The 25,349-nt window shown below is 74.4% G+C and carries 21 protein-coding genes; 10 read left to right on the forward strand and 11 right to left on the reverse strand.

Annotated elements, in window-relative coordinates; translation table 11 throughout:
- From O7612_RS05055 to O7612_RS05070, 4 genes are all read left to right on the forward strand, one after another.
- The gene (locus tag O7612_RS05055) at nt 1-1,281 is read left to right on the forward strand and encodes an ABC transporter permease (RefSeq protein ID WP_282270896.1); all 1,281 of its coding nucleotides are present in this window, start codon (nt 1-3) and stop codon (nt 1,279-1,281) included.
- A 125-nt stretch (nt 1,282-1,406) separates the two neighbouring features.
- A complete protein-coding gene (locus O7612_RS05060) occupies nt 1,407-2,117 on the forward strand; it encodes a cytidine deaminase (RefSeq protein WP_282270897.1) in 711 nt (236 codons plus the stop codon).
- A 52-nt stretch (nt 2,118-2,169) separates the two neighbouring features.
- A complete protein-coding gene (locus O7612_RS05065; protein WP_282270898.1) occupies nt 2,170-3,450 on the forward strand; it encodes a thymidine phosphorylase in 1,281 nt (426 codons plus the stop codon).
- A gap of 135 nt (nt 3,451-3,585) precedes the next feature.
- A complete protein-coding gene (locus O7612_RS05070) occupies nt 3,586-4,266 on the forward strand; it encodes a DUF4272 domain-containing protein (RefSeq protein ID WP_282270899.1) in 681 nt (226 codons plus the stop codon).
- Between the two features lie 109 nt (nt 4,267-4,375).
- On the opposite strand, the gene O7612_RS05075 is transcribed toward O7612_RS05070, so the two are convergent.
- Nucleotides 4,376-5,218 carry a putative RNA methyltransferase gene (locus O7612_RS05075; protein ID WP_282273806.1) on the reverse strand — a complete coding sequence of 281 codons (843 nt, stop codon included), beginning with the start codon at nt 5,216-5,218 and terminating at the stop codon, nt 4,376-4,378.
- 354 nt (nt 5,219-5,572) lie between these two features.
- On the opposite strand from O7612_RS05075, the gene O7612_RS05080 reads away from it, so the two are divergent.
- Nucleotides 5,573-6,649 carry an adenosine deaminase gene (locus O7612_RS05080; protein WP_282270900.1) on the forward strand — a complete coding sequence of 359 codons (1,077 nt, stop codon included), beginning with the start codon at nt 5,573-5,575 and terminating at the stop codon, nt 6,647-6,649.
- Nucleotide 6,650: 1 nt separating this feature from the next.
- Here the strand turns inward: O7612_RS05080 and O7612_RS05085 are convergent, their stop codons facing one another.
- Complete coding sequence (locus O7612_RS05085) at nt 6,651-6,965, reverse strand: hypothetical protein (RefSeq protein ID WP_282270901.1); 315 nt, start codon at nt 6,963-6,965, stop codon at nt 6,651-6,653.
- 481 nt (nt 6,966-7,446) lie between these two features.
- On the opposite strand from O7612_RS05085, the gene O7612_RS05090 reads away from it, so the two are divergent.
- From O7612_RS05090 to O7612_RS05105, 4 genes are all read left to right on the forward strand, one after another.
- Nucleotides 7,447-11,124 (forward strand): nitrate- and nitrite sensing domain-containing protein, encoded by a 3,678-nt coding sequence (locus O7612_RS05090; protein ID WP_282270902.1) that lies wholly within the window; start codon nt 7,447-7,449, stop codon nt 11,122-11,124.
- Nucleotides 11,121-11,525, forward strand: coding sequence for a roadblock/LC7 domain-containing protein (locus O7612_RS05095; RefSeq protein ID WP_067304724.1), 405 nt, complete (start codon nt 11,121-11,123; stop codon nt 11,523-11,525). The genes O7612_RS05090 and O7612_RS05095 overlap by 4 nt, the downstream gene beginning before the upstream one ends.
- Nucleotides 11,526-11,621: 96 nt before the next feature.
- Nucleotides 11,622-11,999, forward strand: a complete 378-nt coding sequence (locus tag O7612_RS05100) for a DUF742 domain-containing protein (protein ID WP_067304754.1) — start codon at nt 11,622-11,624, stop codon at nt 11,997-11,999.
- A 1-nt stretch (nt 12,000) separates the two neighbouring features.
- Nucleotides 12,001-12,594, forward strand: coding sequence for an ATP/GTP-binding protein (locus O7612_RS05105; RefSeq protein ID WP_067304720.1), 594 nt, complete (start codon nt 12,001-12,003; stop codon nt 12,592-12,594).
- A gap of 154 nt (nt 12,595-12,748) precedes the next feature.
- Here O7612_RS05105 and O7612_RS05110 read toward each other — a convergent pair whose 3' ends face one another.
- Nucleotides 12,749-15,340, reverse strand: coding sequence for a transposase (locus tag O7612_RS05110; RefSeq protein ID WP_282270903.1), 2,592 nt, complete (start codon nt 15,338-15,340; stop codon nt 12,749-12,751).
- A gap of 41 nt (nt 15,341-15,381) precedes the next feature.
- Nucleotides 15,382-16,386, reverse strand: a complete 1,005-nt coding sequence (locus O7612_RS05115) for a DNA primase (RefSeq protein ID WP_282270904.1) — start codon at nt 16,384-16,386, stop codon at nt 15,382-15,384.
- A gap of 141 nt (nt 16,387-16,527) precedes the next feature.
- On the opposite strand from O7612_RS05115, the gene O7612_RS05120 reads away from it, so the two are divergent.
- Complete coding sequence (locus O7612_RS05120) at nt 16,528-16,869, forward strand: helix-turn-helix transcriptional regulator (protein ID WP_282270905.1); 342 nt, start codon at nt 16,528-16,530, stop codon at nt 16,867-16,869.
- A gap of 184 nt (nt 16,870-17,053) precedes the next feature.
- Here the strand turns inward: O7612_RS05120 and O7612_RS05125 are convergent, their stop codons facing one another.
- The 7 genes from O7612_RS05125 to O7612_RS05155 all read right to left on the reverse strand — a co-directional run bounded on the left by O7612_RS05125 (nt 17,054) and on the right by O7612_RS05155 (nt 25,284).
- The gene (locus tag O7612_RS05125; protein ID WP_282270906.1) at nt 17,054-17,725 is read right to left on the reverse strand and encodes a permease prefix domain 1-containing protein; all 672 of its coding nucleotides are present in this window, start codon (nt 17,723-17,725) and stop codon (nt 17,054-17,056) included.
- Nucleotides 17,726-17,888: 163 nt separating this feature from the next.
- On the reverse strand, nt 17,889-19,697 hold the full coding sequence (gene cydC, locus O7612_RS05130) for a thiol reductant ABC exporter subunit CydC (protein WP_282270907.1): 1,809 nt from the start codon (nt 19,695-19,697) through the stop codon (nt 17,889-17,891).
- A complete protein-coding gene (cydD, locus tag O7612_RS05135) occupies nt 19,694-21,526 on the reverse strand; it encodes a thiol reductant ABC exporter subunit CydD (RefSeq protein ID WP_282270908.1) in 1,833 nt (610 codons plus the stop codon). The genes cydC and cydD overlap by 4 nt, the downstream gene beginning before the upstream one ends.
- Complete coding sequence (locus O7612_RS05140) at nt 21,523-22,530, reverse strand: cytochrome d ubiquinol oxidase subunit II (protein WP_282270909.1); 1,008 nt, start codon at nt 22,528-22,530, stop codon at nt 21,523-21,525. The genes cydD and O7612_RS05140 overlap by 4 nt, the downstream gene beginning before the upstream one ends.
- 10 nt (nt 22,531-22,540) lie before the next feature.
- Nucleotides 22,541-23,791 carry a cytochrome ubiquinol oxidase subunit I gene (locus O7612_RS05145; RefSeq protein ID WP_282270910.1) on the reverse strand — a complete coding sequence of 417 codons (1,251 nt, stop codon included), beginning with the start codon at nt 23,789-23,791 and terminating at the stop codon, nt 22,541-22,543.
- A 121-nt stretch (nt 23,792-23,912) separates the two neighbouring features.
- Complete coding sequence (locus O7612_RS05150) at nt 23,913-24,818, reverse strand: M56 family metallopeptidase (protein WP_282270911.1); 906 nt, start codon at nt 24,816-24,818, stop codon at nt 23,913-23,915.
- Nucleotides 24,819-24,828: 10 nt separating this feature from the next.
- Nucleotides 24,829-25,284: a BlaI/MecI/CopY family transcriptional regulator gene (locus O7612_RS05155; protein ID WP_067304691.1), complete on the reverse strand. Its 456-nt coding sequence runs from the start codon at nt 25,282-25,284 to the stop codon at nt 24,829-24,831.
- Nucleotides 25,285-25,349: the final 65 nt, after the last annotated feature.

The following is a 25,349-nucleotide window of genomic DNA, read 5'->3' on the forward strand; positions in this document are numbered from 1 at the left end:
ATGTCCACCACCGCTGTCCCCGACGTCGCCGTGGCCGCGGTCGACGAGGGTTTCTGGACCCGCCCCCGCAAGGTCGGCCTGGTCCTGCTGGCGCTGGGTGTGCTCGCCGCCGGGCTGTTCGGGGCGCTGGCGACCGGCCAGCAGGCCCGGTTCACCCTCAGCGAGACCGAGGGCGGCGCGGCGCTGGAGATCCACGGCACCCTGGGCGCGGTCCTGTTCGGGGTCGTCGCCGCGGCGGCCGGCGGCGCGCTGCTGGTCGGGGTGCCGAGGCGCTGGTTCACCGTGCTGCTCGGCGTCGGTCTGGTCGGCTTCGTGCTGAGCTTCCTGTGCTGGCAGGTCTCGGCCGCTCCCGAGGGCCGCAACTTCATGCCGATGGTCAACATCGTGCGGGGGACCTTCATCCTGGCCCTGCCGCTGATCTTCGGCGCGCTGGCCGGGGTGCTCTGCGAGCGGTCCGGGGTGGTCAACGTCGCCATCGAGGGGCAGCTGCTGATGGGCGCGTTCAGCGGCGCACTCTTCGGCAGCCTCACCGGCAGCGTCTGGGTGGGTCTGGTGGCGGCGGCGATCGGTGGCGCGCTCATCTCGCTGCTGCTGGCCGTCTTCGCCATCCGTTACCTGGTCGACCAGGTGGTCATGGGGGTGGTGCTCAACCTGCTGGCGGTCGGCGTCACCGGCTTCCTGTACGAGCGGCTGATGCAGACCAACGCGGAGAAGTACAACAGCGCGCCGCGGTTCGGCAACTGGGAGATCCCGCTGCTGAAGGACATCCCGCTGCTCGGTCCGGCGCTGTTCCGGGGCAACATCTTCCTCTACCTCGGCCTGCTGCTGGTGTTGGTCATCCACTTCGCGCTGTTCCGGACCCGGTGGGGGCTGCGGACCCGGTCGGTGGGCGAGCACCCGACCGCCGCCGACACCCTCGGCGTGAAGGTGCTGCGACTGCGCTACCGCAACGTGCTGCTGGCCGGTCTGGTGGCCGGCATCGGGGGCGCGTCGTACACGCTGGCGCTCTACAGCTTCACCAAGAACATGATCGGCGGTAAGGGCTTCATCGCCCTGGCCGCACTGATCTTCGGCCGGTGGAGTCCGACCGGTGCGCTGCTCGCCGCGCTCTTCTTCGGCTTCGCCGACCAGCTCGCCACCTACCTCGGCGCGATCGGCAGCAGCATCCCCAGCCAGTTCCTGGCGATGCTGCCGTACCTGGCGACCATCCTGGCGGTGGCCGGACTGGTCGGTCGGGTCCGGGCACCCGCCGCCGACGGCAAGCCGTACGTCAAGGGCTGAGACGCGGGCCGGCGCGATCCGTCCCGCCGGGTCGGGTCGTTGTCGGCGACGGGCGCGGTGTGCGGCGGTGACCGGCCGGCACCCGACGGGTGTCCCGGCCGGCTGACCTGGGCAGAATGAGGGATATGAGCGACATCGACTGGAAGCGGCTGCGGGCCGCCGCCACCGAGGTGATGCGGCACGCCTACGTGCCGTACTCCCACTTCCCGGTCGGCGCGGCGGCCCTGGTGGACGACGGCCGGGTGGTGGTCGGCTGCAACGTGGAGAACGCCGGGTACGGGGTGACCCTCTGCGCCGAGTGCGGGGTGGTCTCCGCGCTGCACGCCACCGGCGGCGGACGGCTGGTCGCGATGTCCTGCGTCGACGCGACCGGTGAGCCGCTGATGCCGTGCGGCCGGTGCCGGCAACTGCTCTGGGAGAACGGCGGCCCGGAGTGCCTGGTCGAGTCCAGGACCGGTCCGCTGCGGATGGCGGAGCTGTTGCCGCACGCCTTCGGCGTGGCCGACATCGAGGCCGTCGTCGGCGGAACCCCGGTGCCGGTGGTACCGGACCGGCTGGCCGCCTGGCGGGGTCGGGGGACCGTCTTCGTGCACCCGGACCTCTCCGCCGGGCGGCAGGTCTGGACGGCGTACTGGGAGCGGTCGGCGGGGGACACCGACGAGGCCGGACCGGGGGTGCTGGAGGAGGGGCCGAGCTGGGGCGACCCGGCGGAGGCGATCACCTGGGGGCTGGCCCGTACGCCCAGGGTCGTGGTGGTGGACGCGGAGGGCACCATCTTCTGGGCCGGCGAGGGCGAGCCGCCACTGGAGATCCCGGCCCGCTGGGCCGCCTCCTGAACCGGCCGGCGTCCGGGCCGCTACCTGCAACGACTTCAGAAGGAACTCAACGGTGAGTGCTTTTACCGCGGTCGACGTCATCCGGGCCAAACGGGACGGGGGCGTGCTGAGCGACGGCCAGATCGACTGGGTCGTCGACGCCTACACCCGGGGGCTGGTGGCCGACGAGCAGATGTCGGCGCTGGCCATGGCGATCCTGCTGCGCGGGATGACGGTGCCGGAGATCGCCCGGTGGACCGCCGCGATGATCGCCAGCGGCGAGCGGCTGGACCTGTCGGCGGTGGCCCGGCCGACCGTCGACAAACACTCCACCGGTGGGGTCGGTGACAAGATCACCCTGCCGCTCACCCCGCTGGTGGCGGCCTGCGGCGGCGCGGTGCCGCAGCTCTCCGGCCGGGGGCTCGGGCACACCGGCGGCACGCTGGACAAGCTGGAGTCGATCCCCGGCTGGCGGGCCTCGTTGGGCAACGCCGAGTTCATCGCCCAGCTCCGCGAGGTCGGCGCGGTGATCTGCGCGGCCGGTGACGCGCTCGCCCCGGCCGACCGCAAGCTGTACGCGCTGCGCGACGTCACCGGCACCGTCGAGGCGATTCCGCTGATCGCCAGTTCGATCATGAGCAAGAAGATCGCCGAGGGCACCGGGGCGCTGGTCCTCGACGTCAAGGTCGGCTCCGGCGCGTTCATGAAGAACGTGGCCGACGCCCGTGAGCTGGCCGGGACCATGGTGGCCCTCGGCGACGCGCACGGGGTCAAGACGGTCGCCCTGCTCACCGACATGTCCACCCCGCTCGGCCTGACGGTCGGCAACGCGGTCGAGGTGACCGAGTCGGTGCAGGTGCTGGCCGGCGGCGGCCCGCCCGACGTGGTGGAACTGACCCTGGCACTGGCCCGGGAGATGCTCGACGCCGCCGGCCTGCCCGACGCGGACCCGGCCGCCGCGCTGCGCGACGGGCGGGCCATGGACGCCTGGCGGGCGATGATCCGCGCCCAGGGCGGTGACCCGGACGCCCCGCTGCCCACCCCCAACGAGGTGGAGACGGTGCGCGCCGGGGCCGACGGGTTCGTCGGGTCGGTCGACGCGTACGCCATCGGGGTGGCCGCGTGGCGGCTCGGTGCCGGTCGGGCCCGCAAGGAGGACCCGGTCAGCGCCGCCGCCGGGGTCGTGCTGCACAAGCGTCCCGGCGACCCGGTACGGGCCGGCGACCCGCTGTACGAGCTGCGGACCGACGACCCGGCGCGGCTGCCGGCGGCGCGGGCCGAGGCGGACCGAGCGGTCCGGGTCACCGCCGCCGCGCCGCCGCCGTCGCCGCTGGTCATCGAGCGGATCGACTGAACCGCCGGCCCGGTCACGACCGGTGCGGCCGATCGGGGTGGCCGGCATGGCGCTGGTCGCCACGGAACGTTATTCTCCCTGGCCAGGGGGATCGAACGGCGGTGACGCCGACGTGAGCAGACAGGGAATCCGACCGTGCTGGTAGCCGCCCCGGATCCACGGGAGGTCCGCGAGGCGAGCCTCGACGAGTTGTCCCGGCTCGGCCTGCCGCTGCCGCCGACCAAGTTTCCCCTGGTGTGGGAGCCGGGCGACGAGATCGAGCTGCGGCCCACCGGGGAGATCGAGGCCCGTATCGCGGTGCTGCACCTGATCCTGGCCCGGTGCTTCGGGATGCCCGCGCAGACCGCGATGAGCTGGCTGCTCGATTCCCACCTGGTCGACATGGTCACCCCGCCGGAGTGGCAGTTCGTGGTGGGCGGCCGGGGCGACCACCGCTCGTTCGTCCTGCACCACGACGCGCTCTTCTCGCTGTCCTGGGTGCTCGGCCTGAGCAAGCAGCTCGACCCGACCGTGCCGGTGGACGAGCGGCTGGTGGAACGGATGCCGTACCTCGCCGGTGGGGAGACCTTCGACCAGTGGCGGGCCCGGATCCTGGCCGCTCCGCAGCACCCGGCGGACGCCGCCGCCCTGCTCGACCTGCACTACTGCCTGGACTGGGCGTACCTGGAGGTGGAGCGGTCGGGGCACCGGCTGCCCGGTCTGGTGGACGCGAACGCGATCGGCCAACGCCGCTGGGCGTTGGAGTGGGCGGTGATGCTGCGCGGGCCGTACCACGACGAGCCGCCCGGCTGGGAAGAGGTCGACCTCTCCACCTGACCCGGTCCGGGTGCCGTGCCCGGTGCCCCGCCGGGGTCGCCGGGTCGCCGGCCGGGTGCGGGCCGTCGCAGGTCGGCGGGTCAGCTGCCGAGTCGGGTCGTGCCGGAGGTCAGCGGGGACGCCAGACGGTGAGTCGTACCGAGGCGGTCACGGTGACCGGTGCGGGCAGGGCGTCGATCGCCACGGCGAGCCGGTGCGGGTCGGTGTGCCAGGCGCTCGGCCCCATCCCGACCAGGGTGGTGACCTCGGCCCGGTCCAGCGGGAGCCGGGCGGTGTGCACGGTGGCGTGGTGCGGGGTGAACCGGCCGGAGAGGCTGTCGGCGACCCGGTCGGCCTTGGCCGGGTCGACCCGCAGCAGCCCGAGCACGTCGACCAGTTCGGCCAGGTGGTCATCGGTGGGGGTGACCACCAGCAGCGCCCCGGCCGGGTGGAGCACCCGGTGGAACTCGTCGCCGTTGCGCGGCGCGAAGACGTTGAGCAGCACGGCGACCGAGTGGTCGGCCAGCGGCAGCGGCCGCCAGGTGTCGGCGAGTGCGGCGGCGGCGCGCGGGTGGGCGCGGGCGGCGCGGCGCAGCGCCGGCTTGGCGACGTCCAGGGCCAGGCCGACGGCGTCGGGCAGCGCCGCCAGCACCGCCGCGAGGTGCCGCCCGGTCCCCGCTCCGGCGTCCACCACCAGCGGGTACGCCCCGAGGCCGGCGGCACCCGCGTGGGCCGCCGCCTCGGCCAGCGCCGCCGAGATGACGTCGTAGTGCCCGGCGGCGAGGAAGTCGGCCCGGGCGGCGACCATCGCGGGGGTGTCCCCGGCGTGCGGGGCGCGGCCGGTGAGCAGGTTGACGTACCCCTGGCGGGCCAGGTCGAAGCTGTGCCGGCGGGGGCAGCGCAGCGCGCGGGCGTCGGTGGCGGCGGCCAACGGCCCGGCGCAGACCGGGCAGCGCAACCGGGCGACGACCAACGGATGCCCCGCGTCGACGGGCCGCGCGAGGTCGTCGGGTCGGGCCGGGTCGTCGGGTCGGGCCGGGTCGTGAGGGCGTGCCGGGTTGTCGGGCCGGGCCAGGTTGTCGGGTCGGGCCGCGTCGTCGGGTCGGGCCGGGTTGTCGGGTCGGGCCGGGTCGACGGGCTGCCCGGACGGGTGCGGCGCGCTCACCGCAGCAGCCTACGGCGCAGGCCCGACGGGACCGTCGAGGTGTCCGGGCCGCCCCGGTCGACGCCACGGCGCGGACCTGCGGTGCCCGGGCCGGGTCCGGCGCGGTGGCGGCCCCCGCGAGCCTGGTCGTGGGTCGTCGGTGCGCGTGACTAGGGTCGGGGGATGGTCGCAATCCGATACGAGGACATCGTCAAGGTCCCGAAAGCGCTGCTGCACGATCACCTCGACGGCGGCCTGCGGCCGGCGACGGTCGTCGAGCTGGCCGCCGAGGTGGGGCACGAACTGCCGAGCACCGATCCGACGGCGCTCGGCCGATGGTTCGCGGAGGCGGCGAACTCCGGTTCGCTGGAGCGCTACCTGGAGACCTTCGCGCACACCGTCGCCGTCATGCAGACCGCCCCGGCGCTGCGCCGGGTGGCCCGCGAGTGCGCGCTCGACCTGGCCGCCGACGGCGTGGTGTACGCGGAGGTCCGGTTCGCCCCCGAGCAGCACCTGGAGCAGAACCTCACCCTGGACGAGGTGGTCGAGGCGGTCGTCGCCGGCTTCGTCGAGGGCAGCGCCGAGGCCGCCGCGGCGGGCACCCCGATCCGGGTCGGCACCCTGCTCACCGCGATGCGGCACGCCGCCCGGTCACAGGAGATCGCCGAGTTGGCCGTCCGGCACCGCGACGCCGGGGTGGTGGGCTTCGACATCGCCGGTGCCGAGGCGGGTTTCCCGCCCACCCGGCACCTGGACGCCTTCGAGTACCTCCAGCGGGAGAACTTCCACTTCACCATCCACGCCGGCGAGGCCTTCGGATTGCCGTCGATCTGGCAGGCCATCCAGTGGTGCGGGGCGGACCGGCTCGGTCACGGGGTGCGGATCGTGGACGACGTCACCCCGGGTCCGACGCCGACGCTCGGCCGGCTGGCCGCCTACGTGCGGGACAAGCGGATCCCGCTGGAGCTGTGCCCGTCGTCGAACGTGCAGACCGGGGCGGTGGCGTCGATCGCCGACCACCCGATCGGGCTGCTGCGGGAGTTGCGGTTCCGGGTGACGGTGAACACCGACAACCGGTTGATGAGCGGCACCTCGATGTCCCGGGAGATGGCGTTGCTGGTGGAGAACTTCGGCTACGGCTGGGCGGAGCTCCAGTGGTTCACCGTCAACGCGATGAAGAGCGCGTTCATCCCGTTCGACGAGCGGCTGGCCATCATCGACGAGGTGATCAAGCCGGCGTACGCGAAGCTGATCGGCTGACTCACCGGTGCGGGTGGCCGGCGACCAGGTCGGCCACCCGGCGCAGGACCTCCCGGGCGTGGGCCGCCTCGGCGCCGAGGCCGGTCTGTCGGCGCAGCACCGCCGGTTCGGCGCGCAGCAGCGCCACCCCGCGCCGGATCAGCACCCGGGGTGCCTTGCGCTGCTCGGCCAGGTCGCGGGCCAGCCGACGGACGAAGGTCGCCCCGCGTGGCCGGCGCAGCGCGTACGCCCCGGCGAGGATGCCCCGGCGACGGCACTCCTCGACTATCTCGGCAGCGAAAATCCCTTCGGCGATGAAGAGTGGCGATCCGGTCACCTCAAATGGCCGGGTGGCCACTTGTCGATCGGCGCCGATCGCATAGACCGGCACATCGGTCCGGCCGTGCCGGGCCAGTCGGGCAATTGTCTCCACGGCGGTTTCCGCGTCCCACGACTCGGGCGCGTCCCAGTCGACCAGTCCGTTCTGTCGCGGCAACGTAGGGTCATCGCCGTTCTTGTAGAAGTCGTCCAGACAGAGTACGGGGAGACCGGTTCGATGAGCTATGTACGACTTTCCGGACCCGGAGGGGCCGGCCAGCAGGACAACGCGGTGGGGATAGTCCATTACTTTGAGTAACTCCGGCCAGACAGATTGCGATCAAATTGCATCAACATCTCATCACACCTCCGGTGACCGACAACCTGGGCTTTCTCTTTCAGGGGAGGCGTGATGGAATCTCGGAGGTCCGACCCGCCGGGTCGGTTGCTGGGCGTTGCCCGTGGCAACGCGGAGACGCTGTAATCGCGAGGGCGGTGACGTGAGCAAACGGCCAACGACGGCGGGCTCCTTCCTGTCGCGTCTGCGTCGGCCGGCCGGCCGGCTCCGCGACATGCCGATCTGGTCCAAGCTCGGCCTGATCATGATCGTGCCGACCATCGCCACGGTCGTCGTGGGCACCAGCGGCCTGGTGGACCACCTGCAGACGCTCAACAACGCCAACCGGGCGGGTGACCTGGCCAATCTGGTCGGTTACTCCGGTGACCTGGTCAACACCCTCCAGGACGAACGCACCAACGCCGTCCTGCTGCTCGGCTCCCCCAAGGGGCAGGCCCGGGCGCAGTACCAGGAGGCGTACAACCGGGTCAGCCAGCGGGTCGACCAGTCCAAGGTGCCCTACTCGCAGCAACGCGCCGAGATCGAGGGCCTGCCGGCGACCCTGGAGACACAGCTCGACCGGATCGACGGCGACCTCACCGAGATGCCCGGCATCCGCAGCCAGGTCTACAACGGCAAGCTCCGCCTCAGCGAGGCGGTCAGCCGGTACACCGGTCTGATCAACAACCTGATCACCATCCGCGACTCGGCGACCCAGCTCGCCGGCGACAACGACCTGAGCGACCAGATGCGGGCCGCCGCCGCGATGGCACGGGCCAAGGAGTACGCCTCGGTCCGCCGGATCGCGGTGCACCAGGTGCTGCTGCAGAAGGCGTACACCCCGGCCCTGCGGGAGCTGTACATCTCCAGCAACACCGGTGAGCAGCAGGCGCTCCAGAGTTTCCAGGCGGTGGCGACCCGCGCCGAGCGCGAGTTCCAGGACCAGAGCGTCTCCGGCTCCGACCGGCGTCAGGCGGACATCTACGCCGGCCAGGTCAGCGCGCTGAACAGCGACAGCCTGGACGGCCTCACCTTCACCACCGACCAGTGGGACGCGGCCATGGTCGCGTACGCCCAGCTCAACCGCTCCGTCGAGGTACGCCTCGACAGCGACGTCGTGGCCAAGGCCGACGAGCTGCGCTCCGACGTCCAGCGTCAGGTCTTCCTGGAGACCGGCCTGCTGCTCAGCATGCTGCTGCTGGCGATCCTCTTCGCCTACCTGGTCGCCCGGTCGATGGCCCGATCCCTGCGCGAGCTGCGTCAGGGTGCCCTGTCGATCGCCCAGTTCGGCCTGCCGCAGGCGGTGGCCCGGCTGCGCGACCCGCAGTTCACCGGCCAGCAGTCCCCGGCCCAGCTCGCCAACCAGATCGCCGAGCCGCTGCCGGTCCGCAGCCGGGACGAGTTCGGCCAGGTGACCGAGGCGTTCAACGCCGTCCACCTGGAAGCCGTCCGGACCGCCGCCGAGCAGGCCGCGCTCCGTTCCTCGGTCGCGACGATGTTCGTCAACCTCGCCCGCCGCTCACAGATCCTGGTCGACCGGCTGATCGGCCACCTCGACCGGCTGGAGCGCGGCGAAGAGGACCCGGACCGCCTGGCCGAGCTGTTCCAGCTCGACCACCTCGCCACCCGGATGCGCCGCAACGACGAGAACCTGCTGGTCCTCGCCGGTGCCGACTCGACCCGGGTGCAGCGGGAGCCGGCCGCCCTGATCGACGTGCTGCGTGCCGCGCAGTCCGAGGTCGAGCACTACACCCGGATCGAGTTCGGGATCATCGACCGGGACATCGAGGTCTCCGCGCACGCGGTCAACGACCTGGTCCACCTGGTCGCCGAGCTGTTCGACAACGCGACGGCGTTCTCCCCGCCGGATTCCCAGGTGATGGTCGAGGCCCGCCGGGTCGGCGACCGGGCGTCGCTCTACGTCGAGGACCGGGGCATCGGCATCAGCGCCGAGCAGTTGGCCGACCTCAACGAGCGGCTCGCCACCCCGCCCCAGGTCGACGTGGCCGTCTCCCGGATGATGGGCCTGGTCGTGGTCGCCCGGTTGGCGTCCCGGCACGGCGTCAAGGTGGAGCTGCGTCCCGGCACCGACCGGGGCACGGTGGCCGAGGTGGTCCTGCCCACGTCGGTGCTGGTGCCCCGCGCCCTCACCGGCCGGGCACCGGGCACCCCGGGTCTGCCGGCCGCCGGCCCGCAGTTCGGCGGCGCCCCCACCCCCGCCTTCGGTGGTTCCGGCTCCCCGGCCCCGGCCTTCGGTGGCTCCGGCTCCCCGGCCCCCGCCCTCGGCGGTGCCCCGGCCTTCGGGGCACTGCCCGCGCTCGGCAACGGCCAGCCGTCGGCCGCCCGGCACGGCGAGTCCGGCAACCAGGTCACCTTCGGCGGACGCCCCTTCGACCCGGCTCCGCGCAACGGTTCCCCCGCCCCCGCCAACGGTGGCCGGGGGATGCCCGCCTGGTCGGACCTCACCGGTGCCGGCGGGATCAACGGCGGGGACGCCTTCACCCCGCGCAGCACGAACGGCCAGCAGATCGACCCGCTGCCCCAGCGGCGCAGCGGCGACGACCCGGATAGCACCGGGCAGCAGCCGGTCATCCCGCGTCAGCTGCCGAGCAGCCCGGAGGCCCGGCCGTACAGCTCCCCGCCGGTCCCGCCGGTGTCGGCACCGCCGCTGCCCCCCTCGTACCCGTCCGCGCCGGTCTCCGGGCAGCCCGTCTCCGGCTACCCGGTGTCGGGTCAGCCGGCGTCCGGCTACCCGGTCTCCGGTCAGCCGGTGTCGGGCCAGCCCGTCTCGGGTTACCCGGTGTCGGGTCAGCCGGTCTCCGGTCACCCGGTGTCGGGCCAGCCCGCCGCGGGATATCCGGTGTCCGCGTCGCCGTACGCCAGCCAGCCGGGTCCGGTCGCGCCGGTCTCCGCGTCGCCCGGCGCCCCGCTGCCGTCCCGGCCGACCTCGGGCGGTGCCGCGCCGGGTGCCGCCGCGCCGCCGGCCTGGCCGCCGGTGGCCAACCCCGAGCGGGACACCGCCACCCCACCGGTCCCCGAGCGGCTCGCCGCCGCCCTGGACATGACCACCGAGCTGCCCCGGGTGCCACGCTCCGAGCCGGCGGCGCCGGCCCCACGGCAGCCCGTGGCACCGCCGGTGCGGGCCGGGCAGGCGTCGTCGGTCGGTCAACGGCCGTCGGCCCCGCAGCAGGCACCCCAGCAGCGGTACGCGGACGAGACGATGGAGCTGCCGATCTTCCGGGAGCTCGAATCGGCCTGGTTCCGTACCCGCAAGCCGGGTCCGGACGAGGCACCCGGTGCCCGCCAGCCGGCGGGCGGCGGCACCATGACCGCGCGGTCCACCACGGCCGGCCCCGCCGTTCAGTACCCCGCCCCAGGGACGACAGGTAGCGCACCGATGGCAGAGACTGCGCCGGCCGGAGGTATGCCGCGCGACAACGGGACGACGAACGGCGGCCTCCCCGGTCGCGGTGACGGCCCGGCGACCCGTCGCCCCGCCCCGCAGCCCACCGCCTGGCAGACCGCCGCCGACGACGGCTGGCGGGCGGCGGTGGCCGCGACCGAGGCACCGGTGGCCGGGACCACCCAGACCGGCCTGCCGAAGCGGACGCCGATGGCGCAGCTCGTGCCGGGGGCGATCGAGAAGCCGGCCGCGTCGGTGCAGCGACGTACACCGGAAGCGGTCAGGGGTCTGCTCTCGGCCTACCATCGAGGTGTGCAACGTGGCCGGACCACCTCGGACAACCCCACCAACCCGGACGCCACTCCGGGCGGGCAGCAATCCTCGCCGTCTGGCTTCGGCCCGGCGGGCGGGAGCGGGCAGAAGGAGCAAGAGGGATGACAACTACGCAGGATCTTGGTTGGTTGCTGGCCAACTTCGCCGACCGGGTGCCGGGTGTCGCACACGCGGTCGCGGTATCCGCCGACGGCCTGCTCCTCGCTTCGTCGCGCGACCTGCCCCGGGACCGGGCCGACCAGCTGGCCGCGATCGCGTCCGGCCTGGTCAGCCTGACCCAGGGGGCGGCCCGTTGCTTCGAGGGCGGCGCAGTGTTGCAGACCGTCGTCGAGATGGACAACGGCTTCCTGTTCCTGATGTCCATCTCGGACGGGTCGTCGTTCGCCGTGCTGGCCGCCCGCAGCTGCGACGTCGGTCAGGTCGGCTACGAGATGGCGTTGCTCGTCGACCGGGTGGGTGACGCGCTCACCCCGCAGGCCCGTACGGCCGTCGGAATGATGGGCTGATCGGGCTGGCCATCCGGTCGGCACGGGACGACGACAACAACGACGGGTTCCACCGGGTGAGAACCGGTGCCGGGTACGAAGGAGGTGAGCGGCTACATGATCGATCGTGACGAACCGACAGGCGCGTTGGTCCGACCGTACGCCGTGACCCGTGGTCGTACCCGTCCCCGGCTCGACATCGCCCTGGAGGCGCTCGTCGAGACGACGGTGCGCGGTCGCGCTGCTGCCGGTGGCAACGGCGGTCAGGGCCGGGAGCACCAGTACATCGCCGCGCTGTGTGACGGACGCGTGCAGTCGCTGGCCGAGATCGCGGCCCGGATGCAGCTTCCGCTCGGCGTGGCCCGGGTGCTCATCGCCGACATGGCGACGGACGGCCTGGTCGCGGTCCACGAGCCGACCATTCTGGACGACTCGGACGACGCGGTGGGCACTGAACTGCTGGAGAGGGTGCTGAGTGGACTTCGCAGGCTCTGACATGTCGCAGCGACCGCCTGCCCCGAACGGGCGTGTGACGTCGGCGAAGATCGTTATCGCCGGTGGGTTCGGCGTCGGCAAGACGACGCTGGTCGGTTCGGTCTCGGAGATCACACCGCTGACCACCGAGGCCATCATGACCTCTGCCGGCGTGGGCGTCGACGACACCCGGCAGGTGCCGGGCAAGACGACGACCACGGTGGCGATGGACTTCGGCCGTATCTCGATCGATCGGGATCTGATCCTGTACCTGTTCGGTACGCCCGGTCAGACGCGGTTCTGGTTCATGTGGGACGAGCTGGTCCGGGGTGCTATCGGTGCCGTGGTCCTGGTCGACACCCGCCGGTTGGCCGACTGCTTCGCGGCGATCGACTTCTTCGAGCACCGACGGTTGCCGTACCTGGTGGCCATCAACTGCTTCGACGGGATGCAGTACCACGACCCGCAGGACGTCCGGGACGCGCTGGCGATCTCGACCGACGTCCCGGTAGTGGCCTGCGACGCGCGTAACCGCGAGTCGACCAAGCACGTGTTGATCTCGCTGGTCGAGTACGTGCTGACCATGCGTCGTTCGCGCGCGGCGGCACCGGCCTGACCGTTTCGACGCGCCCGGTGGCGGCTCCGGCCGTGACCGGGCGCGTCCGCGTGTGCGGACGACGGCCCTGCCGACCGTCGGCGGCGCTGATGGTCGCCACGCCGACAGGCCGGGCACACCTACCTGGGTGTGCCCGGCCTCTTCGTGGGGTTCGTCAGGACCGGTAGCCGGCGGACCGGAACTCGTACTCCCGGTCGTCCTCCCGCTCGGTCGGATCCCGGCTGAAGTCCCAGCCGCCGGCGGCCTCACGACCCGGCCGACCGCCGACGGCGAAGCCGCCGATCTCCTGTCCGCGCCGCCAGCCCCGGAAGTAACCGGTGGTGTTCTCGGCGAGGCTCGCCGCGTCCCGGACGATCCGCAGCGGACGCTCCTCGCGCAGCGGCGAGCCGGGCACCAGATTGGCCTGGGGAACCCGCTTGGGTAGCCCGGCCGGGGTTTCCGCACCCACCGCCGGGCTCGCCACCTTTTCGGCGGCCTGCCAGCCGGTGTCCGCGGTGGACGACCATTGCAGGTCACTCTCGTCGCCGTGCCCGACGAACCATGCCGACTTGGCCTGGGCGAAGATCAGCAGGTCACCGTCGCCTTCGTCGGAAACCGGCGGCGGCCGGTGCTCCATCGGCGGGGGACGGCGCTCGACCGGCTCCGGCCGACGGTCCAGGCTGGCCCGATCGCTGCGGGTCGGCCGCTCGGGACGGTCGAGGGGTTCCGGTCGGTCGAGGCGCTCGGGACGGTCGAGGCGCGCGGCCCGGTCCGGCCGGTCGAGTCGCCCGGGACGGTCGACCCGGGTGGGACGGTCGAGGTGTTCCGCCCGGTCCAGACGTTCCGGACGCTCGGACCGGGTGGGCCGCCCGGAACGACCGGCCTGCTCCCGGTCCACCAGGCGCAGAGGCGGGGTGTCCAGGTGCGGTTCGGCGGTGTCGGGGCCGTCCCGCAGCGCCCGGTCGGCCAGCGGCGGCGGCTCCACCAGCCGCAGCATCGGCGGCTCCTGGGGCAGGTCGTCGGCGAGCCACGGCGGGGTGACCCGACGCCCGGCCCCGGGGTCGGCAGGAGCGTCCGTCGAGCGACCGGCGCGCTCACCGTACGCCGGGACCACCGGGTTGGCGGCGGAGCTGTCGGCCGGATCCTCGGGGTTGTTGACCAGTGGCCAGTTCGCCCGGGAGCCGGGTGGGGCGGTCGGCTCCGGCTCGGGGCGGGAGAGCGGCACCGGGACGTTCAGGTCGGTCGCGCTGAAGCCTCCGGTGGGCGTCGAGAGCGCGCCGGTGGTCTTGGGTCGGGGCGGGATCACGGTGCGCTGCCGTTCGGCCCGGGCGTTGTTGATCGCGGCCGTGGTGAGGGTCGGCCGGAACGGCTCACCGGCCTCGGCGGGCGGCACGTTGCCGCGCTGCGCCGGGGCGATCGGAGTGATGCCCGGCGGAGGCGGCGGAGGGGCCGAGACCGGCCGGTTGGCCGGCGCGTCCATGCCCCGCCGGATCGGCGGGATCATCGTCGTCGGGGCGTCCGACGCCGATCGGGCCGACGCGGCCGGGTCGACGCGTCCGGGCGGCGCCGAGGTCGGCAGCGTGGACACGGCTGCCGGGGTCACCGGCCGGGGGGCCACCGGCGGCGGGGCTACCGGGGCGGGGGCGACCGGCGGCGGACCGAGCGGCCGGGGGACGGCCGGCGACGCACCGCCGGGGACCGGCTCGGGGCGGCTGCGCCGACCGGTCGGGACGGGCGGCGCCGGCTCGACGGGCCGCACCGGACGCAGCCCGGTGCCGGTGCCGCTGATGCCGGTCAACTCGCCGACCTGCTCACCCCGGCGGGCGGCGGCCCGGCGGCCCGGCAGTGGACTCGGGACGCTGACCCGGGTGCTGAGCGCGCTCACCAGCGCCTCGCAGCCGGCGTCGCAGGCGCGTACCGCGGCGACCGACTGCCGGACCGTCTCGGCTACGGCTGAGGTGAGCGCGCGGTTGACGGTGGCCCGGCGCGGCGTCTCGGAGATGGCCACCCGCAGCGCGGTGACCGCCGCCTCGATCTCTCCGGCCTCGGCCACCCCGTCGGCGGTGAGCTGCGCGGTCACCGCCTCGGCGGCCACCGACAGGTCGCGGCCCCGGGCCGAGGTCCCGCCGAGCATGTTCGGCTCGGGCAGCGCGTCGAGGACGGCCAACGCCACCGGCTCGGCCGGGTCCGGGTACGCCCGCAGGGCGGCCGGGTAGAGCTCCCGGAGCACCTCGCGCAGCGCCACGGCGGCGGAGTGCCGGCCGCTGGACAGGGCGGCGTGCGCCGCGAGGACCTGCTTGAAGCCGGCCAGGTCCCGGGAGGCCGGGAGGGTCACCGCGGAGAGCGCGCCGGCCTGGAGGGCGCGGGCCAGGCCCACCGCCCGCCGCTCGGCCGGCGCGGACTGCATCTCGTCCAGGGAGTCGTCGTCGGCGAACCGCTCGGCGAAGTCGTCGACCGAGTCGTCGTCGGCGATCGCCAGTGGACGGCCCGCCGCGCTCAGCAGCGAGGTGACCGCGTGGTCGTCGCTGTCGGCCGCGATGGCCACGCCGCTCGGCCCACCCGACCGCTCCACGAGGAGCGTGACGAGCTGGGCGTAGCCCGCCGCGTCGTCACCGATCTCGTAGACATGCAGCAGACGGCCTGCGTCGTCGACCACGGCGGACGTCAGCGTCGATCCGGCCGAGGCCGGTCGGTCGGCCGGATCTGCCGAGGCCAGACCGCAGTACACGCGCACGAGCGCCACGGCGTCGTCCTCCTCCCGGGACACAGGTCTATTCTCTGCCAGCCAATGATGCTCCCCGCTCAGCGTCAGTCGCGCCAGTCCACGACGGCAGAGATCTTGCCGACAATGGTGCGCCATCCCAGACTCGCGGTCTGTGCGCCGATTTTCTTCAGCCGCCTACGGCCGAGAAATCCACCGACTCCGCCGTTGACAGAAGCGCGGAGCGCCTCGTCGAGGTCGTCCAGGCTGGAACCGGCCGAGAGCATGTCCAGCACGGCGGGTAGCCGCAGCGCATAGGACAGGTCACGGGCCACCTCGCCGGCCTCGATCAGGAGGGTCGGATCCCACGTGTCGTGTCCGCCGCGCAGGTTCTCCACGACCAGGTCGAGTTCGTAGGTGTCCTCGTCACGCGGAGCGATGTCGGCCGGCTCCACCCGTTCGGACAGTTCATTCCAACCGTCCAGTTGAGACAGGTCGTGGGGTGCGCCGGACCGGATGAAGGTGACGAGCGATTCGGGCGTCTTGAACAGCAGCAGCCGGCCCTTGTGGCTCAGGAAGACCGGCACCTCCTCGTCGCCGTCCGCGTCTTCCTCGTCGCCGTCCGCGTCCTCGTCGGCGCTGTCGGCGTCGGTGTCCGTGGCGTCGGTGTCCGTGCCGTCGGCGTCGCGCTTGCCGTCGGCGCGCTTGCCGTCGGCGTCGTCCTTCCGGTCGGCGTCGTCCTTCCGGTCGGCGTCGTCCTCGTCGTCCTCGGCCGAGAGGGCGGCGAACTCCTCGTCGAGGATCACCACCTCCTCGTCGTCCTCGGTCTCGACGACCTGGCGGCGGGCCAGGAAGGGGTCGTCCTCGTCGCGCTCGGCGACGTCCGTCGGGGTCAGCTCACGCGCGGACCGGTACGCCCGGAGCGTGAAACCGGTGCCGGCGGGCAGGGCGATCTCGACCGGATCGATGCTGAACTCGTCCCAGAGCGAGCGGTCGACCGTGCCGGGCTCCAGGTCCGGCCCGTCGGTGTCGCCGAGGTCGGGTTCGTCGGCGTCGGGCCGTTGGGGCGACTGGCGGGCCACGCTGACCTCCGTGTGCGTCGGGTTGCCCACTCGGCGGCACTGCGGCTGCCAAGTGACTCTGGGCACATACCCTAATGGGCGTCCGTCCATCGGCCGACCCCGCACCCCGACGGCGGTCGAAACCCGGCGATCGCTGGCGGTCCGGCCGCTGGACAAGTAGCGTAGCTACGTATGAAGGCTCAGGCACTGCACGGCCACCTCGACGCCCTGCTGATGGCCGTGCTGGAGCAGGGCGAACTGCACGGTTACGCCGTCATCGAGGCGCTGCGCGCCCGCAGCGACGGCCAGCTCGACCTGCCGACCGGCACCATCTACCCGGCGTTGCGCCGCCTGGAGCGGGCCGGCCACGTGGCCAGTTCCTGGAGCACCGTCAACGGCCGGGAACGGCGCACCTACCGGCTCACCGACTCCGGACGGGCGTCGCTGGCCGGCGAGCGGGCCGGTTGGCGCGAGTTCAGCGCCACCGTCGGCCGCTTCCTCGACCCCGCCGGTCCGGCCGCCGCGCCGGCCTGATCCCGCGCCGGCCTGATCCCGCGCCGGCCTGATCCCGCGCCGGCCTGATCCCGCGCCGGCCTGATCCCGCGCCGGTCGGCCACGGCCGGGTGACCTGACCGGCCGCCGGCCCCACCCCGCACCGGTCGCCGGTCGTCGACGGTGGACCCGGGGCTCCGGTCGCCGCGACGTGCCGCGTCGCCGGTCAGCGGGCCGCGGTCAGCCAGGAACGGCTGGCCCGGAACAGCGAGAAGTGCGCGGCTCCGGCCAGCACCGCCCCGACGATCATCGGTGGCCAGGTCAGGGCCGCCTCCCACAGCCCGACCGACCAACCGAAGAGCGCCGTCCCGGCGACCGCCCCGACAGCCAGCGTGCCGACCAGCCCCAGCCCGAGCAGCCGACCCGCCGGTGTGGTGGCCCGCCCCCGCCGGGCCGCCCGACGCCCGGACAGCAGGACGGCCAGCGCCAGCCCGGCCACGGCCAGCCAGACCGCGTCCAGCGACCCGGCGAGCACCTGGTAACCGGCCGGCGGCGGCGTCCCGCCGTCGCTCCAACTCGACCCCTGCCAGGTCAGGTCCCCGCCGGCCGACAGCACCACGGCGATGCCCAGCGCCCGCCGGGACAGCCCTCGCAGCGCCCCGGCGGCCAGTTCCGCCTGGTACGCCGGAACCAGCTCGCCCGGCGTCCCGAAGTCGGCCACCGCGCGCCGTTCGGCCTCCCGCGCCGGCAGCCCCCCGTCCCGGTACGCCTCGGTGGCGTCGTGCAGCGCGTCCCGTACCTCGCGGAGCAGTTCGGTCTTCAGCCGCCTCGGGCCGTGCAGCCGGGACGTCAGGTCACGGAGCCGCTCGTCGATCCCCACCTCGTCGCAGGCACGCATGGCACCACCCTGCCACGGCCGGCGCACCGACGCGTCGGGGAGATTCCCGGACCCACGACCCACGACCGGGATCCCGACCTCGGACCCGCGCCCCGGCCCCCGCCCCCGGCTGGAGCCGCCCCCGGCCGGAGCCGCCCCGGTCGGCGGGGTCAGGGTGGCGGGGTCAGGGCGTCAGCGCCAGGTACCCGCGCTCGGCGGCCTCCTGGAGCAACCACTGGTCCCGGTACCAGCCGGGGGTGGCCACCAGGTCGGCGTGCCGTCCACGTTGGATGACCCGCCCGGCGTCCAGGACCACGACCTCGTCCAGGCCGGCCAGCCCGCTCAGCCGATGGCTGATCAGCAGCACCGAGTGCCCGGCGGGGGTGGCCGCCAGCGCCCCGGCGAGCACCGCGTCGGCGGCGACCGGGTCGAGGCCCTCGGTCGGCTCATCCAGCACCAGCACACCGGGAGCGGCGAGCAGTGCGCGGGCCAACGCGAGTCGTTGCCGCTGCCCGCCGGAGAGCTGCCCGCCCTCCTCACCGACCAGGGTGTCCCAACCGTCCGGCTGCTCCCGCACCCAGTCCAGCAGGCCGGCGGCCCGGCTCGCGTCGGCCAGCTCCGCCTCGCCCGCGTCGGGTCGGCCGAGCAGCAGGTTCTCCCGTACCGAGGCGTGGAAGACGTACGCCTCGGCGAGTAGCCCGCCGATCATCCGGGGCAGTTCCTCGGGCGGGTACGCCGACACGTCCCGCCCGGCCAGGGTGGCCCGGCCGGCGTCGGGTACCACCGCACCGGTCAGCACGGCCGCCAGCGTGCTCTTGCCGGCGCCGCTGGGGCCCACCACGGCGATCCGCCGGCCGGCGGGCAGGTCGAGGTCGATTCCGGCCAGGGCGGGCGGGGCACCCTCCCGGTAGCGGACGACGACCCCGTCGAAGCGCACGTCGTACCCGGCCGCGGTGCCGGCGTCCGGGGCCGCCGGCTCCGGCCGCCGGGGCGCGGGCTCGTCGAGCAGGGCGGCGACCCGGGACAGGCCGGCGCGCAGCTGGGTACGCTGCCGGGCCGCGCCGACCAGCGCCAGCGCGATCTCCACGGCGGCGAGGGCACCGATCGCGAGTACGCCCACCAGCACCCCGCCCACCTGCGCACGGAGGGCGGTGAGCACGACTCCGGCAGCGGTCAGCCCGGCCACCAGCACCCCGGCCGCGTCCACCGCGAACCCGGTCGCGGCGAGCCGGCGCTCCAGCCGGGCCAGCCGGTCGGCGCGTCGGGTCGCGGCCCGTAGCGCCTGGCCGGTGGCGCCGAAGGCGGCCAGGTCGGCGGCACCCTGGGTGAGGTCGACGGCGTCGGTGGCGAGCGCCCCGCGCAGCGGCGCCACCTCGTCGGCGGCCCGTCGGGTCAGCGCGGTGGCCAACATCGGCAGCGCCACCCCGGCGACCAGCAGGCCGACCGTGAGCACCCCGGCGGCGGGCAGCGAGATCAGGGCGGCCCCGCCGACGGCCACCACCCCGACCAGGGCCGCCGCCGCCCCCGGGACGAGCACCCGCAGCAGCAGGTCCTGGACCGCCTCCACGTCGGAGACCAGCCGGCTCAGGGCGTCGCCGGTACGGTGGACGGCCCGGCCGGGGCAGGCGGCGAGGGTGGCGAAGACCCGGGTGCGGACGTCGGTGACCAGGCGGAGGACGGCGTCGTGGCCGGCGAGCCGCTCGGTGTACCGCAGCACGCCCCGGCTGACGGCCAGCGCCCGGACGGCGACGATGGCGACGGTGAGCCGGTCCAGCGGCGGTCGGCCGGCGGCGCTCATCAGCAGCCAGGTGGCGGTGGCCATCAGGGCCAGCCCGGCGAACTCGGTGGCCGCGGCGAGCAGTCCGGCCCCGAGCAGCCGACCCAGGTACGGTCGGGCCAGCCGCAGCACCACCCGCTCGGGCCGTTCGGCCCGGGTGGCCCGCTCGGCGGCGGCCTGTGCGGGCCGCCCGGTGGGGGCGGGACCGGTGCTCATCGGCGGGCCTCCCCGGCCGGGGTGGGGGTCAGTTCGGTCACCCGGCCGGCGGCGACGTGCAGCACCCGGTCGGCGTCCGCCAGCAGAGCCGGTCGGTGCGCCACCAACAGGGCGGTACGGCCGGCGACCAGTCGCCGGGTGGCGTCCAGGACGACCGTCTCGCTCGCGGTGTCCAGCCGGGCGGTCGGCTCGTCCAGCAGCACCAGCGGGGCGTCCCGGAGGAGGGCGCGGGCCAGGGCGACCCGCTGCCGCTGGCCGCTGGACAGCCCGTGACCACGCTCGCCGAGCAGGGTGTCCAGCCCGTCGGGGAGGGTGCCCACGACCTCGTCCAGCGCGGCGTCGGCGACCGCGTGGGCGAGGGCGGTGTCCGGGGTGTCGGGGGCACCGAGCCGGATGTTGTCGGCCAGCGTGGCGGCGAACAGGTGGGCCCGCTGGGGCACCCAGGCGATCTGCCGACGCCAGTCGTCGGGGTCGACGTCGGCCAGGTCGACCCCGTCGACGGTGATCCGGCCGGCGGTCGGGGTGACGAAGCCGAGCAGCAGTCCGAGCAGGGTGCTCTTGCCGGCGCCGCTCGGCCCGACGATGGCGATCCGTTCGCCGGGCCGGACGGTGAGCGTGACGTCCCGTAGCGCGGTGGTCCGTGGGTAGGCGACGGTGACGTCGTGGAACCGGATCTCGCCGGCCCCGGACGCCGTCCGGGCGGTGCCGCCGGCCGGGGAGGAACCGGCCGACGCCGTGGCGACCGGACCGGCGGCTGCGGCCCCGGCGGCTGCGGCGTCGGTGGCCCGGGTCGCGGCGGTCCCGGTCGCGGTGGCCCCGATGGTGGTGGCCCCGGCGTCGGCGGCCCCGGTCGCGGTAGTCCCGGGAGCGGCCGGGCCGGCCGGTACGGCGGAGACGGTCAGCGCCTCGTCCAGCGCGGTGAGCCCCTCCATGCTGGCGTGGAACCGGCTGCCGGCGGTCCGCAACGGCAGGTACGCCTCCGGGGTGAGCAGCAGTACCAGCAGCGCGGTGGCCAGGGTGATCCCGCCGTCGAGCAGCCGGATGCCGACCGGCACCGCGACCAGCGCGACCGACAGGGTGGCGACCAGCTCCAGCACCAGCGCGGAGAGGAAGGCGATCCGCAGGGTCTTCATGGTGGCGGCCCGGTGCCCGTCGGCCATCCGGCGGACCACCTCGGTCTGTGCGGTGGCCCGACCGAACGCGCGCAGCGTGGGCAGCCCGGCGATCATGTCGAGGAAGTGTCCGCCGAGCATCGACAGCCGTCGCCACTGCCGTTCGGTGGCGGCCTGCGCCTGCCAGCCGAGCAGCGCGCCGAAGACCGGGATCAGCGGCAGGGTCAGCACGACGATCAGGGCCGAACTCCAGTCGGCGAAGACCAGCCGGGCGAGCACGGCCGCCGGCACGGTGACGCTGAGCACGAGCTGGGGGAGGTAGCCGGTGAAGTAGGCGTCCAGCGCGTCGAGACCGCGGCCGGTGAGGGTGGCGAGCTGTCCGGCCCGCTGGCCGGCGACCCAGCCCGGACCGTGCCGGCCGACGGCGGCGAGCAGGTCGGCGCGGAGGGTGGCCTTCACGGTGGCGGCGGCCCGCGCAGCGACGGTGCCCTGCCCCCAGGTGACCAGGGACCGCGCGCCGACGGCGACGACGAAGCCGGCCAGCGCGACGGTGTCCAGCCGCCCGTGGATGCCGGTGGCGAGCACCGTGGCCAGGGCGGTGGCCTGGGCGACGACCAGCAGCGCGGTGAGCCCGCCGAGGGCGGCGAGCACGGCGAGGTCGCGCCGGGCCCCAGGAACCCGGCGCAGCAGACGCGGGTCGAAGGGACGGCGGTTCACCAGTACACCGGTGCCCTGCCGTCGGTCCGTCCCCGGAACACCCACCAGCACATCGCCTGGAAGCCTAGTAGGGCCGGCAGGAGGGGCAGCGCCAGCCAGCCCAGTAACCGCAGGGTCGGCCCACTGGCCGCCGCGTCGGCGACACTCAGCGTGGCCGCCGGATCGATGGTGGAGACCAGCGCGGCCGGCCAGAGCGCCGCACCGGTCAGGGCCACCGGCAGCGCGAGCGCCGCACCGGTGGCGGCGAGGGCCACCCCGGGCTGACCGCGACCGAGCGCCGACCGGGCCGCCAGCAACACTCCGACCAGCGCCACCACCAGGAGTACGGCGGGCAGCGGCTGGCGGGTCGTGGCGCGTACCCGGTCGGAGAGCAGGCCCAGCGCGGTGGCCGCGCCGACCGTGGCGAGTGCCCCGGTGACCAGCCGGCGGGCCAGCCGGGCGGTCACCGGGGCGTCGGCCGCCGGCAGCCGCAGGGTGAGGAAGGTCGCACCGTGCGCCGCGACCAGGGCGGTCAGCGCGAGCCCGGTGGCGGCGACGAACGGGGTCGCCAGGTGGGTCACCCCGGCGACGTGGCCGTCGACCTCCAGCGGTACGCCCTGGAGCTGCCCGGCGAGCAGGGCGCCCCAGCCGAACGCGGCCAGCGCGCTGCCGGTCGCCACCACCCGGTCCCAACCCTGCCGGGCGGACGCCCCGGTGGCCCGGCTGCGCAGCGGCACACCGGCGGTGACCAGGATCACCCCGGCCAGGGCACCGGCGACGGCGGGGTAGTGGCCGGAGAGGAGTTCCCCCTCCAGGGTGGGGAAGGCGCCGAAGAGCAGGCCGATGGCGGCCACCAGCCAGACCTCGTTGCCGAGGAAGAACGGGCCGAGCGCGGTCAGCGTGGCGCGGTGCGCGGCCGGGGTGTCGCGTCGGGCCAGCAGCAGCCCGACCCCGTAGTCGAGACCGCCGAGGACCAGGTAGCCGGCGAAGAAGAGACCGAGCAGGGCGTACCAGAGGGGTGCCATCGGGGTCCTCTCAGGCGAAGGCGGGGGTGGGCCGGGGCTCGGTGTCGAGGGCGTCGGGCGGTCGACCGAGCGCCGGGTCGGCCGCGCCCCGGGCGGCGTGCCGGGCGAGCAGCGTCCAGTTGGCGACGGTGAGCCCGCCGAGGAGCAGGCTGAAGCCGATCAGCGAGGCGAGCATCAGACCCGGGTCGACGCCGGAGACGGCCCGGTCGGTGGGGAGCAGCCCGTACGCGGCCCAGGGTTGCCGGCCCACCTCGCGGGCGAGCCAGCCGAGGATCACCGCGGCGAAGGGCAGCGGCAGGGCGAGCAGGATCAGCCAGAGCGGGAAGCGCAGTCGGATCACCCGGTCCCGCCAGAGCAGCGGCAGCAGCAGCCAGACGCTGCCCAGCAGGAAGCCGATCAGGATCATGAAGCCGAGCCCGACGTTGGACAGCACCGGTGGGGTGTAGTCACCCGGACCGAACCGGGTGGTCCATTCGGCGATCCGGGCGTCGGCGGTCGGGCCGCCGTCGAACTTGGTCGGTTGGAACTCGCCGACCGGGCCGAACTGGGCGAAGCCGAAACCCTGCACCAGGCTGACCGCCACGGCGGCGGTGACCAGCCCGATCCGCAGCGCGGTGCGGTGCAGGGCGAAGTCGGTGGTACGCCGCAGCAGGTGCCCGGCGCTGACCGCGGCCATCAGCATGCCGCCGGTGAGCAGCCCGGCGGCGAGCACGTGGCCCAGCGCCATGCCGAGGGTGGGGTTGCGCAGCAGCGCCCCGAAGTCGGTGAGGTGGGCTACACCGTCGCGTACCCGGTAGCCGACCGGGTGCTGGAGCCAGGCGTTCGCCACCATGATCCAGAAAGCGGAGGCGTACGCGGTGAGCGCGACCCCCCAGAGCAGCGCCAGGTGCACCCCGCGTCGCAGCCGGTGCCAGCCGAAGATCCACATGCCGAGGAACGTCGACTCCAGGAAGAACGCGACGAGCGTCTCGATCGCCAGTGGGGCGCCGAAGACGTTGCCGACGTAGCGCGACAGACCGCTCCAGTTCAGCCCGAACTGGAACTCCATCAGGATGCCGCTGGCGATGCCGAGCACGTAGTTGATCACGTAGAGCTGGCCCCAGAACCGGGTCAGCCGTTCCCACTGCGGATTGCCGGTGACGAACCAGGCGGTCTGCATCCCGACCAGGAGGGTGACCAGCCCGAGGGTGACCACGACGAAGAGGAAGTGCAGGGAGGTGGTGGTGGCGAACTGCAGGCGTGCGAGGAGCAGGGTGTCCATGGCCGCTCTCCAGGGGTTGGCTCGCTTTCCGTAGGGAGCCTACACGTAGCTTGGCTACCTATTGGCACCCGTGTCGCCCCGCACCGGGTGCGGGGGCGTCGGTGCTACCGGGAGCGGGGCGTCAGCTCAGGAAGAGGGAGATCGGGAGCGCGGCCAGGGTGGTCGTCACCGCCAGCGCGGCGGCCCCGAGCAGCCGGGGCGGCCGGTCGGCGACCAGCAGCCGCTGCACCCGGACGTCGAGGTCGCGGTCACCGAGGCCCAGCGCGCCGGCCGGGGTGACCCGGTCACCGGCGGCGGCGAAGCGCCGCAACGCGCCCGCCAGCGGGGCCTCCGCATGCAGCTCACGCGCCTTGTCGTCGGCCCGCATCTCGACCAGCAGGGCCACCCGTTCGTGCGCGGCGCGGACCCACCGGAACCAGGGCAGCGCCCGCCGCAGCGCGGTGAACGGCAGCAGCACCAGGTCGTGCCGCTCCTGGGCGTGCGCCCGCTCGTGGGCGAGCACCGCCGCCAACTCGGCCCGGTCCAGCAGGCTGAGGGTGCCGGCGCTGACCACCACCCGGGGACGCACCCCGGGCAGGCAGTACGCGGCGGCGCGGGGATGGTCGAGCACCAGCGCGCCGGGAATCGTGGGATCCCGGCGGGCCACCAGGGTGAGCAGGTCCCGGTGCCGACGCTGGGCGCGGACGGTGGAGTGCACGCTGCGCACGGTGGTGGCGAGCAGCACCGCGCCGATGCCGAAGCCCACCCCCACCAGGGCCAGGTGGACGGCGGTCACCCCGGCCGGGAGGGTGCCGTGGCCGAGATCGTCGGCGAGGGTCAGCAGCGCCCCGCCGGTCGGGCGGTCGTACCCGGTCAGCCCGAGTGCCATCGGCAGGCCCATCGCGGACAGCCCGAGGGCCAGCCCGACCGCCTGCCAGCAGACGATCGCCACCCGGGGGGCCCGCCACGTCCAGGTGGAGGCGGCCAGGACCTGCGCGGTCAGCCAGCAGGCCAGCACCGCCCCGGCGAAGTGCACCGCGTATGCCATGGTGGCCGCCCTACCGGTCCGTCGCCTCGTCGGCGACCCTGGCCCGGCCGGTACGGGGTTCCACGAACTGGTCGGTCGACCCGGCCGACGCCGGCCCGGTCAGCCCCGCCTCCGCGCCGAGCGCCGCCCGCAGCACCTCGGCCTCGGTGCCGGTCACCGAGCGGGCGAAGCGCACCAGCGCGGCGTCCCGGCTGCCGCCGAGGTCCAGCGCGTCGAGCATGAGCTGGGCGATGTGCGCCTCGCGGCTGGCGGCGGCCCGGTAGCGCCAGGCCCGCCCCTCGCGTCTGCGCTGCACCATGCCCTTGCCGGCGAGCCGGTCCAGCACGGTCATCACCGTCGTGTACGCCAGCTCGCGCCCGTCCAGCGCCTCGGCGACCTCGCGCACGGTCACCCCGTCCGACGTGCCCGGGACCACGTCCCAGAGCACGTCCATCACCGCCCGCTCAAGATCGCCCAACCGAGTCACCCGGCAATCCTACCCCTGGTAGTACGACCGGCTGTCGGACGTCCCGGCGGGCTGCCGACCGGCAC

Source organism: Micromonospora sp. WMMD987, from assembly GCF_029581435.1.
Taxonomy (GTDB): Bacteria; Actinomycetota; Actinomycetes; order Mycobacteriales; family Micromonosporaceae; genus Micromonospora; species Micromonospora rifamycinica.